Below are 12,516 nucleotides of genomic sequence, written 5' to 3'. Positions count from 1 at the left end.
CGATGCCTTCCTTAAGCCGGAACGAACAGGCCAAGCCAGTAAAGAACATTCAGCAGGATGCCGGTGATCATTACTGCCACGACCGGTGCCGCCATTTTCTGTACCGGACGGCCCAGGGATTCGTTGAGGAAGTAAATGGCAACCGCGATAGAGAATCCGGTATAACCCGCCATCTTAATTGCTGCGAAAATCGAACCGACCAGCAGCGCCACTTCCATCAGCATATTCATGGCGTTACGGATGTTATCCGACGCATTACGCACCGACGGGTAGCGCCCCAGCCATTTGCCGATCGAACGAAGCAGCAAGACTTCTGCCGAAATAACCACTGCGCCTAATACCGCTGCAACCATCGGATTCGGCGAGAGATAGCCCACCGCATAAACAAAGGTAAAGCCCGCAACTGCATATACGCCGGTGGCTAACGCGGTGGTGGCAATCAACGGCACAAACCCCAGCCCACGCATAAATTCCGCCAGTGCCGCCTGATTGATCAGCGTTTGCGATTGTTCCGGCGTTACGCCTGCGGAATATGCTTTCTCCAGTGTGAAGATCGACACTTCGCTACCAGCAAAAATCTTCATGCTGGCAACGGCGGCAATCAATGCCCCCACGATGGCGATATAGGGTAAATTTTTGATAATCCGCGACGTACGCTCTTCAAAGACGGAAAGTCCGCTTGTATCAAGATCATTTTCATCACGATGACGCAGGTCGTGAGTTATCGCGATCCCCAGCAGCATCACCATGCCAATAAAGATTTCGATGGATTCCGGATTGAGATGCGGGAAATAGCGCACTACCACCACACGGGTCATCAGCACAACCACGGCAGCGATCAGACTTTGCTTCCAGCCAAACTGGTAGAAAATCGCTACCAGCGGGAACAGTGCAAACGCTGAAACCACCGGTGAGCTTAATTCCCCCAGGCTACCTAATACATCCACCGGTAGCGCGGTCAGCAGCTGGTTTACCGGCAACAGGCATGTGAGGATCAATATCCCCCAGATAGCGCCAAGACCAAACGCCATCAGGCTGTTTATCGCCAGTACGCCGAGGATATCGGTAGGAAGAAAGAGTAACCATGCGTTGAGTAGCCCGGTTTTCAGGGTAAAAGAGATCCCCACCGAGGCCACAAAACCAATGCTCAGACCAAAAGCAATACTCCCCGCCTCGCGACGGTTCATATAGCCTTCAATCAGCTGCGGCAGGATCGGGCGGATACCGTCATGAAAAACAGCCGCCGAGCGATGCGCCAGAAGCGATGTCATACCCGTCAGGCACGCCACCACGATAATCTGAATATACAGATCCATAGTCGTGCCTTTTATTTCAGATGGTTAATCAACATCGGAATCGCGTGTTCGACGTGCTCAACGGAAAGCCCAAACGCCACTTTCCCTTCGGCGATCATTTTGGCGATATGCTCGTCTTTCGCTTTAATGCCCGGCTTGGCAATGGTGCAACTTTTGTTATAGCCAATCACCGCGATGGCAATCGACAATGCCGCGCCCGCACCGGTATTACACGCGCCGATGTAGTAATCCAGTTGCCCGGATTTCACCTTCATCGCTGCTTCCATGTCGTTATAAATGAAAACTTCAAAACAGCCTGGAGCCGTCGCTTCAATGGTTTTTTTAATCTGCTCACGCTGTAAGCCTGCAACGCCAATCTTTTTCATTAGTCTGTCCTTATTGGAAAAATTGAGAGGGATTTTCACGTAACATCACATCCACATCGGCCTGACTGAATCCTGACTGGCGCAATTGCGGAATAAAGGTGGTCAATAAATAGTCATAGCCATAACCACCGTTGGCTTTTAAATGAGAGCGGCGCGTAATATCCATCGACAGCATGACGCGGTTCAGCAACCCACGGTCGCGTAGCGCATGAAGCATCGCAATACGCTTTTCGTCCGGGTAGTAACTGTTCTTACCAATGGTGTCGAACTGCACGTACGCGCCGAGATCGATCATCTTCAAAATGTTGTCGAGGTTGTCTTTCAGATCGCAGTGACCAACGGTGACACGCGAAAGATCAACTCCGTGGGCGTGCAGTAGCGCCAGTTGTTCCAGCCCCATGGTGCTAAAAGAGGTATGTGTGGAGATCGGGCGTCCGGTCTGGTTATGTGCCAGCGCGGCGGCAATAAATACCTTCTCTTCCAGCGGCGTAATCTTTCCTTCGCTGGAGCCAATCTCCGCGATAATCCCGGCTTTCAGGTCAGTGCCATCGATACCCTGTTCAATTTCATCGACCATCTCCTGCGCCAGTTCCTGCACGCTGCGGATCGCCACATGTTCCGGGAAAAACGCATCCTGGTAATAACCGGTACAGGCCACCACGTTGATCCCGGTTTCGCGCATTACATCAAGCATAAATTGCGCATTGCGCCCCATGTAACGGTTGGTCATCTCGATCACATTACGAACGCCCCGGGCCATCAGGTCGTTCATCTCCTGGCAGATGAACGCATACTGATCAAGGCGGCAGTCCACGTTGTTTTTAAAGCCGGAGAGATCAATATGCAGATGCTCATGGGCCAGGGTGTAACCCGTCGGATCAAAACTCATAGGGTGTCTCCTGCAAACCGGAGGGAGGAAAGAAAAGAGCGACCATTTTGTGGCGGTGGTGCACGGAAAAATTCACACACGGTAGCCCCCACATCAGAAAGCGTGGTGCGCACACCGAGTTGCGTATGGACCAGCCCTTGCTGATAAACCAGCACAGGCACGACTTCGCGGGTATGGTGGCTGTGACCGATTGTCGGGTCGTTGCCGTGATCCGCCATGACAATCAGGCAATCATCTGGCTGCATCGCCTCAACCAGGAGAGCAAGATTACGGTCAACGACCTGCAAACGTTCGGCATAACGTGCGACGTCTTCTGCGTGACCAGCGAGGTCGGTTTCCTGAATGTTGGTGCAAATAAACGCTGTCTGATGGGTGATAAATTCGTCGAGGGTGATATCCATAATCCGCTGGCTATCCACCAGGTTTTGCCAGCTCACGCCATAAGGATTGTTGACGATATCTGCCACCTTACCCACCAGCACGGTTGGCACGCCTGCTTCATACAGTTTTTGTGGCACCTGCACTTTTTCATCGACGCCATAGCCCATATGCACGACCTGGAAGCCGTTGTCATAAGCGCCAGAACGCGGCGCGTTGATGCCAATAAAGCGCCCTTCTTTGCTTTCTGCGGCATCGAGAATACGCTGACTGTCGGTTAACAAGCCGCCAAATGTAATGACCCGACCGACCTGTACCTGGTCACGCACGATACGACCAATTTTGATTGCGTCGTCAAAAGAGATCACAGAGAGATTGGCGGTGATGTTATAGACCTGGCCTAAATCCGCCTCGAGATTATCGCCAATCGCAACCGCCTGATTGACCCACAGAAATTGCAGATCATCGCCACGGCGCTCCACCTGCCAGCCAGCGTTAAGTAATGCTTGCTCAACACGGTCAAGCACATCGCGAAAGGGCATCCGTAGCGGCGGTAACGGGCGCGTGCCTAAAATTTCCTGATGCCCCATAAAGGTATCGCCACCTTCATGTTGCAGCTCTGCCACGCCCCAGGTTGCAGAATCTGACGGCTGCATATCTCCAGGCGCATAACCTAATGCGTTGATTAGCCCCATTTTCTCCAGCGTTGGCAGCTGCAAATGCGGCAGCTGGCTCAAAATGTGACCACAGGTATTCGCTCCCGCATCCTGCGGACGCACCAGCGTGACATCTTTCATTGCGCCTACGCCAAAGCTATCAATCACTAACACCACGAATCGCGCCATTACGCCCCCAGAGAGTTTCCAAGACTGTCATAACGACCGACGATCTCCGGTTCGCCACGCTGAATACCCGATACCAGCACGACATCACTGCGGGTAACAAAAATCTGCGTACGAAAACAGAGCACCACCGCGCTGCTCACCGGAAACTCACCTGCTAACGGCAGGGTGTAGTCGATACTGCTGTCATCTACAGTTTTGAGATTGGTTTCAGTAATCTTTTGATTTTCTTTAGTAAAAACCAGAGCGCGGTGAGCATGACCACGACGGTAGTAACCGCCGCCGTAGCAGTAGCTGTCGCCACGGAAATGATGGGAGATTTCACTTAACCAGAGCATGGCGATACGTTCAGGCTGATCGCCCTGCTGGTTTGCCGGAATAGTGCCCGTCAGTGCATGACCGGGTTCGGCATGAGTCACACCGTATTCCGCCAGTAATGGCAGCGAAGTGCAGCTGGTCGCTGAAGGAGCGTTCAGTTGCTCAATCGCAATACCAGATTTCGCCAGTTGATCCCGTGCTTGTACCAGCGTGTGAAGATTCGGTGTCGGCAAAACTTTCCCGCTTGTTTCATCCCAAAGCAGGCAAGGGAAATGGGTAAGTCCCGCTAAATGTAGTCCCGGCAGTTTCTGGATTTCAGCGACAATGTCATGCAGCGTGTTTTGGGGAAAACCGCTCTCCTGGCCCGGATAAAGAAAATCATCATCGCTATAAACTTTGAGCAGCACAGACTGCACACGTCCGGCATTCACCGCTGCCGCAGAGACTTCCCGCGCTTTGTCGAGAGTAAACACGGTGATGACGTCAGTTCCCTGTGCAACGGCGTCAGAAACCTGGTGACAAGGGATTTGCACCAGATGTCCCTGATGCGCCACCGGCAGACCGGCGCGGCGCATGACCCGCGCCTCTTTGTAATCCACCGCCACAATGCCGCTGTAGCCCAGTGCCAGAAGTTTTTCCGCCAGCCATGGATTACGGCCAAACTGCTTGGTCATCAGATACAGCTCAATGCCGTAAAGCCGCGCCGTCTCAATCAGCCTCTTACCGTTTTCCAGTAACTGATCCACGTCGACAACCCAACTGTCCGGGGCGATCTTGCCCTGTTGCCACAAGCTTAGTGCGGCGGAAATCAGCGCTGGGTTCTGGCGTTTCAATGCTTCTACAAACATCTTGTTGCCTCGTTTCTATTCCTTGAATTAAACATTCATTTTTTTGAATATTTAAGTTATGTGACGCGGATTTGCCGTATAACTCAGACACCTTCGTTGGCGGCCATCCATAATCCATAGAGATTGGCCAGCAAATACCCTTCTTCACACGGGTTAATTTCCAGCGCGAATTCCTTCAATAGCACCTGATGCAATTGCACAATCGCTGGCCAGTATGTGGATTGCGCCAGTTCCGCCAGTAATTCGTCATCCAGCGGCAATATGTGTTCGCCCCGACGACTGCGCATCAGCGCACTCGCCATATGCGTCATCGCCATCGTTCCCTGCTCGCTGCGTATGGGAAGATGGCATTCTGTTTCCAGTACTTTGACGACCTGCATCATGCCTTTGCAGATGTCCTTATCAATGACGCCTGCCTCGCAAAGCAGGTTGAGTCTGTTTTCCATTTAAGACGCCTTTCGCTTAATAACTGGGTTCAAGTTCCCCACTGACGACTCGCTGTTGATGAGCAAGCAGGGCATGTTTATCAACAACCGCACGTAGCAATTGTTGCATCGGGTAATCATCGGCTCGCGTTAGCACCACGGCTTCAGTGGCCTGTAAAAATCGTGGATCGTTCGTCAGCGGCGTCGCTTCTAATCCCAGCATGGCCAGTTCGCTTTCCGCCACCACGTTCCAGATAACCGCATCGACATCGCCTTTTACAATGCGTTGTAAACTCTCGTGATATGAGAGGTCGACGCGCTCCACATCGCTATTGCCAAAAAAGACATCGGTCATGATTTTCTGATCCGCCGAGCGGTTATCCAGCCCCACGCGTTTCACGTTGCCAGACGCCCCTTTACGGCAAATCAGCTGGTGCTCGCCAACATAGGTATGTGGCCCAAGTTCCAGCGCCAGGCATAACCCTTTTTGCGTGAGATAACTTTCTGCCGCCAGGCGGGACACTACAGCCATGTCATAGACGCCGTTAAGTAAACACTCCACGCGAATATCCGCGCCGCGCATATGCGCATAATAAAAAGGAATGCTATCAAACTGAGCTTTCAGCCCGCTTGCCAGTCCTTCGTACAAACGGGTATAGGGCAAGGGCATCGCACATACCACGTTGTTGATATCCACATGAGTCAGCAATGCTTTGTTATCCATCTCGACCAGATAACTGCCATTGCGCCCACGGCGTTCAATTCTAATCGCGCCGCTTGATTCCAGCGTTTTCAGCGCGGCCTGTGTCAGACCAACCGATGAATGGCATTCAGTTGCCAGTTCATCTATGGTTTTCAATCGATTACCGCACTTTTCACCTAACAGATAACGAGCCAGAGTCGTGATGACGACGCCTTCTTTTTTGATAAACGTTCGACGCATAGTATATTTTCAATAAAGTGAATATTTATATCTTCATTAAAATGAAGATAAGTGGCAACTAAGAGATGTGGAAACGGCGAGGCACTTCACATTTTTTCGGGTTGTTGCGAAAAGAGGATAAAAAAACCGGGTTTCCCCAGTTTCAGAGTGATGATAAAAGCAAAATTGCCTGATGGCGCTACGCTTATCAGGCCTACATTTCCTTGCAATATGTGCATTACTTTGTAGGCCGGATAAGGCGTTCACGCCGCATCCGGCATGAACAAAGCGCAATTTGCCAGCAATAGTGAATTACGGCTTCGCCACAAAACCAATCGCTTCATACACCGCTTTCAGCGTACGGGAAGCGTGCGCGCTGGCTTTTTCTGCGCCGTCTTTCATCACCTGTTGCAGGAAGGCTTCGTCATTGCGGAAACGGTGATAGCGTTCCTGCAATTCAGTCAGCATACCGGAAACGGCATCAGCCACTTCGCCTTTCAGATGACCATACATCTTGCCTTCGAACTGTTTTTCCAGTTCCGGGATGCTCTTGCCAGTAACTGCAGAAAGGATATCCAGCAGGTTGGAAACGCCCGCTTTGTTCTGCACATCGTAGCGAACTACCGGTGGCTCGTCGGAGTCAGTGACCGCACGTTTGATTTTCTTCACTACCGATTTCGGATCTTCCAGCAGGCCGATAACGTTATTGCGGTTATCGTCAGACTTGGACATCTTCTTGGTCGGCTCCAGCAGCGACATTACGCGCGCGCCAGATTTCGGAATAAACGGCTCCGGTACTTTAAAAATATCGCCATACAGCGCGTTGAAACGCTGGGCGATATCGCGGCTCAGTTCCAGATGCTGTTTCTGATCTTCACCGACCGGCACCAGATTGGTTTGATACAGCAGGATGTCCGCCGCCATCAGCACCGGATAGTCAAACAGACCAGCGTTGATGTTCTCGGCATAACGCGCAGATTTATCTTTGAACTGGGTCATGCGGCTCAGTTCGCCGAAGTAGGTATAGCAGTTCAACGCCCAGCCTAGCTGCGCATGTTCTGGTACATGGGACTGAACAAAAATGGTGCTTTTCTCAGGATCGATGCCACATGCCAGATACAGGGCCAGCGTATCCAGCGTCGCTTTACGCAGCTTTTGCGCATCCTGGCGCACGGTGATGGCATGTTGGTCAACGATGCAGTAAATGCAATGGTAGTCATCCTGCATGTTTACCCACTGACGCAGCGCACCCATGTAGTTACCAATGGTCAATTCACCTGAGGGCTGTGCGCCACTAAAAACGATGGGCTTAGTCATTTTTCGATTCCTGATTTTCGCTATGCGGAAGCCCTAATGCGGGCAGAAGGTCATTTATAGAGTGATAAATTACATCAGGCTGGCTGAGATCGATAGCCTCGCCGTAGTTATATCCGTAGGTTAAGCCAACTGATGGGCAACCTGCCGCTTTTGCCGCCTGAATATCATTGCGTGAGTCGCCAACAAACAGCATCTGTTGTGGGGCAATTCCCATCCGCGCAGCCACCAGTAACAGCGGGTCCGGATGCGGTTTTTTGTTTTGCACGTCATCACCACCAATCACCACGCTGAAGTATTTGGCGATATCTAAGGCTTCGAGCAGCGGCGCGACGAACGGCGTCGGTTTGTTGGTAACCAGGCCTAGCGGCAGGCCTTTAGCCTGCAACGCGCCCAGAGTATCGGCAACGTGCGGGAACAAAAACGTCCCCTCTTCGGCAACCTCGCCATAGTAGCGATCGAACAGTTTACGCAGAATACGTACCTGTTCTTCTGCCGGAATGTCGTCATCAACGGGCGGTTTACCCATTGTTTTACGCAGGGTCGCACGTTCCTGACGCGCCCAGGCCAATGCCCGCTCCATCAAGACATCTGCGCCGTTGCCAATCCAGGTAATAACGCGTTCTTCGCCTGCAACGGGCAACTCCAGCGCATACATCGCCATATCTACCGCAGCAGCAAGACCTGGAGCACTGTCCACCAGCGTACCGTCGAGATCAAAAGCGACGCCGCGAATATCTTCAAACTTATTCATGACTTACCTTTGCCAGTTCACTGCGCATTTCATCAATGACTTTTTTGTAGTCTGGCTGGTCGAAGATTGCCGAACCGGCGACGAACATATCCGCTCCCGCCGCAGCGATTTCGCCAATGTTGTTCACCTTCACGCCACCGTCCACTTCCAGACGGATATCAAAGCCCGACTCATCGATGCGGCGGCGCACTTCGCGCAGTTTATCCAGTGTTTGCGGAATGAAAGACTGACCGCCGAAACCAGGGTTGACGGACATCAGCAGGATCACATCCAGCTTGTCCATCACATAATCCAGATAGCTCAATGGTGTCGCCGGGTTAAATACCAGCCCCGCTTTACAGCCATTTTCTTTAATCAGTTGCAGCGTGCGGTCAACATGCTCGGAGGCTTCTGGATGAAAGGTAATGATGCTGGCACCAGCGGCAGCGAAATCAGGCACAATGCGATCGACCGGTTTCACCATCAGATGCACGTCGATAGGGGCGGTAATGCCGTAGTTACGCAAGGATTTCAGCACCATTGGCCCAATTGTCAGGTTGGGAACATAGTGGTTATCCATGACGTCAAAATGCACGACATCAGCGCCAGCTGCCAGGGCCTTTGCGGTATCTTCACCCAGGCGGGCAAAATCAGCCGACAGAATTGAGGGGGCAATCAAATACTGTTTCATCCGCTTCTCCTTGAGAATTATTTTTTCGCGGGTGAAACGACTCCTGGTTTGTACAAAGCCAGCAGTTCGTCCACCTTTTTACGTGTGCCGCCGTTGCTGCTTATACTGCGTCGAACTTTGACGACATGCAATTTTGCGCGCTGATACCACTCACGCGTTAACATCGTATCGTGATTGGAGATCAGCACAGGAATATGGCGATCAACCAGACCTTCTGCGATCTCCGCCAGATGGGCTTGTTGTTCAAGCGTAAAACTGTTTGTGTGATACGCCGTGAAGTTAGCGGTCGCAGAAAGCGGCGCATAAGGCGGATCGCAATAGACGACGGATGCATCATCTGCGCGCGCCATGCTGTCGGCGTAAGACTCACAATAGAAAAAGGCATTCTGCGCTTTTTCGGCAAAATGATACAACTCAGCTTCCGGGAAATAGGGCTTTTTATAACGGCCAAACGGCACATTAAATTCACCGCGCAGATTGTAACGGCACAAACCGTTGTAACCGTAGCGGTTCAAATATAAAAACAGTACTGCCCGACGCAAGGGATCCTGGCTTTTGTTGAACTCTTCGCGGAACTGATAGTAGACCTCGGCGCAATTTGTTTCGGGAACAAACAGCTCGCGGGCAGCCTGCACATACTCTTCAGTACGCGTCTTTACAATGTTGTAGAGACTAATCAGATCGCTGTTGATATCAGCAAGGATATAACGAGAAAAGTCGGTGTTAAGAAACACCGACCCGGCACCAACAAAAGGCTCAACCAGACATTCGCCCTTAGGCAAATGCCGTTTAATATCATCAAGCAAGGGATATTTGCCCCCTGCCCACTTCAAAAAAGCGCGATTTTTCTTCATGCTGACTAACTAATTACACCTTCTCCGGCTGTGGAGAAAGCTCCGACAGCATCCAGCGCTTCAGGCAGTTCCCGCAACGGTTATCCATTGCGGGAAATAGCCTTGATTACTTCAGATCGGCCTGTACCTGACGCAGCGGTTTCGCCCAAGGATTTTTGGCCTGGACATCGGCTGGCAATGTAGATACCGCTTTTTTCGCTTCTTCTTTCGAAGCGTACACGCCAGAAACCAGGACATACCACGGCTGACCATTACGCGTCGTTTCATAGACAACGTAGTTTTTCAGGTTCTCTTTCTTCGCCCAACCGTTCAGGTTGTCGTAGTTAGAGGAACTGCTCAACTGCAGAGTGTAATGGCTTGACGGTGCCGATTTCAACGAACCAACATTACCCGCGCTCTTCGCCCCAGCAGCTGGTGTTGTCGTGGTTTGCGCCGGAGATGCCGTTTGTGCCGGCTCCGTGCTGGCAGTCGCATTCGGCGCTGGCGTTGCCGCTGGCGTAGAAGTCGCAGCCGGTGCCTTCGAGCTCGCCACTGGCGCTGCTGGTTCGGTACGCTTCGGTTGCTGTGCTACCGGCTTCGGTTCGGTTTTCACAGTTGCTTGCGGTTTTTTCGGTTCAATCACTGCCTGCTGACGCGGCGGACGCGTGGTGGTCGGACGTTCAGCGGTTTGCGTTTTTGCCGTGTCGCGCGATGCATTGCCATTGCGTACTGGCGCAACCGTTGCGGGTTCGGTCGGCAATGTCGAATTTACCGCCACATTGTTCAGCTGTTGCTGATTTTGTGGCTGGGTCAGGGCATTGTTCAGATCACCCTGTACTTCAACACGCTGTTGACCATCCGTTGCCGCCGGGGTCTGCCCCTGGGTCGGCGTAGAAGAAATCGGCGGCAGAGAAACATCCTGCTGAGTATTTTCCGCAGACGTGGTTCCCGGTGCTGGCTGCACGCCATTCGCCTGATCGGTCGCATTGCCAGCAAGATCAATACTCTTCTCGCCAGACGCAGTTTGATCGCTGGAAGAGGTCGAGGGGGCTTTTAACGCAGAACCGATACCGATGATCAACAGCAACAGAACCAGAATACCGACGCCCATCATCATATACTGACGAGAAGCAGGTTTGCTGGCTGCTTTTTTGCGCTTACGCGGACGCCGCTCTACACGCTCTTCATCCACCGTTTCATCTTCGGATTCGTCATATTCTTGTTCGATTTCCGGTTCCTCATCGCGCTCTTTTTGCGCGCGGGTCGGACGGCGATCATCCGTATCATCAAGTTCAATATCATCAAAATTGATCTGCGGTTCGCCACGTTCAGAACGCTCAGAAGATTGACGAGAACGACCAGTACGACGATCGCTGGGATCGGGTTTCAGCTCGTCTTCTGGTTTGAATTCATCCATTTAACACCCCACTAAAAGGTTAATGCTTACCACGTTGCAATTAACCTGAAGCTAATAAACCGCCGGATAAGCGGCCTGACCTTTCTTGTTGTTACGCTAACTGACAATCAGCAATGGCGTTAAGAACGATATCGTGCGAAACACCGCCGCGAACTTCGCTCTTACCAATTGCCAGCGGAAGAATTAAGCGCATTTCTCCCGCAAGAACTTTCTTGTCACGCAGCATATGCGGTAAATATGCCTGCGCGGACATTTCGCGCGGCCCATTGACCGGTAACCCAGCCCGCGTGAGCAGGGTAATAATACGCTGCGTTTCGGCAGAACTGAACTGCCCGAGACGTTCCGATGTGCGCGCCGCCATTACCATACCCGCAGCAACCGCTTCACCGTGTAGCCAATTACCATAGCCCATTTCAGCTTCAATGGCATGACCAAAGGTATGTCCAAGATTGAGTAAAGCACGTAAGCCAGCTTCACGCTCGTCGGCGGCGACAACTTCTGCTTTCAGCTCACAGCAGCGGCGAATACAGTACGCCATTGCAGGGCCATCCAGACGAAGCAGCGCGTCGAGATTCTCTTCCAGCCAGTGGAAAAACTCGCCGTCAAGAATAATGCCGTATTTGATGACTTCCGCTAGCCCCGAAGCTAACTCACGCTGAGGAAGCGTTTTCAGACAATCGAGATCTACCACCACCGATGCAGGTTGGTAAAACGCGCCAATCATGTTTTTACCGAGGGGATGGTTTACCGCGGTTTTGCCGCCAACGGAGGAGTCAACCTGCGACAATAACGTCGTTGGGACTTGAATGAAGCGAACGCCGCGCTGATAGCTCGCCGCCGCGAAACCGGTAAGATCGCCCACCACGCCGCCGCCAAGTGCAACCAGTGTAGTATCGCGGCCATGCGGCTTTTGCAACAACGCTGTAAAGACGGTGTCGAGTACAGCCAGGCTTTTATACTGCTCGCCGTCAGGGAGGATAACGCTATCGACGTTAACACCCGCCTGTTCAAGTACGCCGCGGACCTTATCGAGATACAGAGGAGCCAGAGTTTCGTTGGTGACCAACATCACCTGCTCGCCCGATTTCAGCGGTAAGAATGAAGCTGGTTCGTTAAACAAACCAGATGCGATGGTAATTGGGTAACTACGTTCCCCGAGAGTGACGACTATCCTCTCCATAACGCGACATCCACCTTAATTACTGTACCCGCAGACGAGTGTATT

At 52.1% G+C, this 12,516-nt stretch carries 13 protein-coding genes; all 13 read right to left on the bottom strand.

From position 1 onward, the window contains the following. Window positions 1–11: 11 nt before the first annotated feature. A complete protein-coding gene (locus tag FEK46_RS16885) occupies window positions 12–1,316 on the bottom strand; it encodes a YhfT family protein (RefSeq protein ID WP_130208943.1) in 1,305 nt (434 codons plus the stop codon). Between the two features lie 11 nt (window positions 1,317–1,327). Continuing rightward, the gene (locus FEK46_RS16880; protein WP_064527568.1) at window positions 1,328–1,681 is read right to left on the bottom strand and encodes a DUF2620 domain-containing protein; all 354 of its coding nucleotides are present in this window, start codon (window positions 1,679–1,681) and stop codon (window positions 1,328–1,330) included. A 10-nt stretch (window positions 1,682–1,691) separates the two neighbouring features. After that, a complete protein-coding gene (locus tag FEK46_RS16875; protein WP_135560260.1) occupies window positions 1,692–2,570 on the bottom strand; it encodes a phosphotriesterase-related protein in 879 nt (292 codons plus the stop codon). Further along, window positions 2,567–3,793 carry a phosphopentomutase gene (locus tag FEK46_RS16870; protein ID WP_135560261.1) on the bottom strand — a complete coding sequence of 409 codons (1,227 nt, stop codon included), beginning with the start codon at window positions 3,791–3,793 and terminating at the stop codon, window positions 2,567–2,569. Before FEK46_RS16870 ends, FEK46_RS16875 begins: the two co-directional genes overlap by 4 nt. Continuing rightward, window positions 3,793–4,956 carry a YhfX family PLP-dependent enzyme gene (locus FEK46_RS16865; RefSeq protein ID WP_131161833.1) on the bottom strand — a complete coding sequence of 388 codons (1,164 nt, stop codon included), beginning with the start codon at window positions 4,954–4,956 and terminating at the stop codon, window positions 3,793–3,795. Before FEK46_RS16865 ends, FEK46_RS16870 begins: the two co-directional genes overlap by 1 nt. An 83-nt stretch (window positions 4,957–5,039) precedes the next feature. Continuing rightward, complete coding sequence (locus tag FEK46_RS16860) at window positions 5,040–5,402, bottom strand: PRD domain-containing protein (RefSeq protein ID WP_130208951.1); 363 nt, start codon at window positions 5,400–5,402, stop codon at window positions 5,040–5,042. 16 nt (window positions 5,403–5,418) lie between these two features. After that, entirely contained in the window at window positions 5,419–6,324 is a 906-nt protein-coding gene (gene yhfZ, locus FEK46_RS16855) for a GntR family transcriptional regulator YhfZ (RefSeq protein WP_135560262.1), read from the bottom strand. 291 nt (window positions 6,325–6,615) lie between these two features. Beyond that, window positions 6,616–7,620, bottom strand: a complete 1,005-nt coding sequence (gene trpS / locus FEK46_RS16850; protein WP_130208955.1) for a tryptophan--tRNA ligase — start codon at window positions 7,618–7,620, stop codon at window positions 6,616–6,618. Then, window positions 7,613–8,371: a phosphoglycolate phosphatase gene (gene gph / locus FEK46_RS16845; RefSeq protein WP_135560263.1), complete on the bottom strand. Its 759-nt coding sequence runs from the start codon at window positions 8,369–8,371 to the stop codon at window positions 7,613–7,615. The genes trpS and gph overlap by 8 nt, the downstream gene beginning before the upstream one ends. After that, window positions 8,364–9,041, bottom strand: a complete 678-nt coding sequence (gene rpe / locus FEK46_RS16840; RefSeq protein WP_000816280.1) for a ribulose-phosphate 3-epimerase — start codon at window positions 9,039–9,041, stop codon at window positions 8,364–8,366. Before rpe ends, gph begins: the two co-directional genes overlap by 8 nt. A 17-nt stretch (window positions 9,042–9,058) precedes the next feature. Next, on the bottom strand, window positions 9,059–9,895 hold the full coding sequence (gene dam, locus FEK46_RS16835; RefSeq protein WP_130217642.1) for an adenine-specific DNA-methyltransferase: 837 nt from the start codon (window positions 9,893–9,895) through the stop codon (window positions 9,059–9,061). 106 nt (window positions 9,896–10,001) lie between these two features. Further along, a complete protein-coding gene (damX, locus tag FEK46_RS16830; protein WP_135560264.1) occupies window positions 10,002–11,291 on the bottom strand; it encodes a cell division protein DamX in 1,290 nt (429 codons plus the stop codon). Between the two features lie 91 nt (window positions 11,292–11,382). Next, window positions 11,383–12,471, bottom strand: coding sequence for a 3-dehydroquinate synthase (gene aroB, locus FEK46_RS16825; protein WP_130208963.1), 1,089 nt, complete (start codon window positions 12,469–12,471; stop codon window positions 11,383–11,385). Window positions 12,472–12,516 lie beyond the last annotated feature (45 nt).

It is taken from the genome of Escherichia sp. E4736 (assembly GCF_005781225.1).
Lineage (GTDB): Bacteria > Pseudomonadota > Gammaproteobacteria > Enterobacterales > Enterobacteriaceae > Escherichia.
The sequence above is the reverse complement of the archived record's forward strand: the minus strand, read 5'-3'. Positions and strand labels throughout refer to the sequence as shown.

Coding starts and splice junctions, on each gene's coding strand:
- FEK46_RS16885 (WP_130208943.1), bottom strand. CDS start 1,316: ATGGATCTGTATATTCAGATTATCGTGGTGGCGTGCCTGACGGGTATG.
- FEK46_RS16880 (WP_064527568.1), bottom strand. CDS start 1,681: ATGAAAAAGATTGGCGTTGCAGGCTTACAGCGTGAGCAGATTAAAAAA.
- FEK46_RS16875 (WP_135560260.1), bottom strand. CDS start 2,570: ATGAGTTTTGATCCGACGGGTTACACCCTGGCCCATGAGCATCTGCAT.
- FEK46_RS16870 (WP_135560261.1), bottom strand. CDS start 3,793: ATGGCGCGATTCGTGGTGTTAGTGATTGATAGCTTTGGCGTAGGCGCA.
- FEK46_RS16865 (WP_131161833.1), bottom strand. CDS start 4,956: ATGTTTGTAGAAGCATTGAAACGCCAGAACCCAGCGCTGATTTCCGCC.
- FEK46_RS16860 (WP_130208951.1), bottom strand. CDS start 5,402: ATGGAAAACAGACTCAACCTGCTTTGCGAGGCAGGCGTCATTGATAAG.
- yhfZ (WP_135560262.1), bottom strand. CDS start 6,324: ATGCGTCGAACGTTTATCAAAAAAGAAGGCGTCGTCATCACGACTCTG.
- trpS (WP_130208955.1), bottom strand. CDS start 7,620: ATGACTAAGCCCATCGTTTTTAGTGGCGCACAGCCCTCAGGTGAATTG.
- gph (WP_135560263.1), bottom strand. CDS start 8,371: ATGAATAAGTTTGAAGATATTCGCGGCGTCGCTTTTGATCTCGACGGT.
- rpe (WP_000816280.1), bottom strand. CDS start 9,041: ATGAAACAGTATTTGATTGCCCCCTCAATTCTGTCGGCTGATTTTGCC.
- dam (WP_130217642.1), bottom strand. CDS start 9,895: ATGAAGAAAAATCGCGCTTTTTTGAAGTGGGCAGGGGGCAAATATCCC.
- damX (WP_135560264.1), bottom strand. CDS start 11,291: ATGGATGAATTCAAACCAGAAGACGAGCTGAAACCCGATCCCAGCGAT.
- aroB (WP_130208963.1), bottom strand. CDS start 12,471: ATGGAGAGGATAGTCGTCACTCTCGGGGAACGTAGTTACCCAATTACC.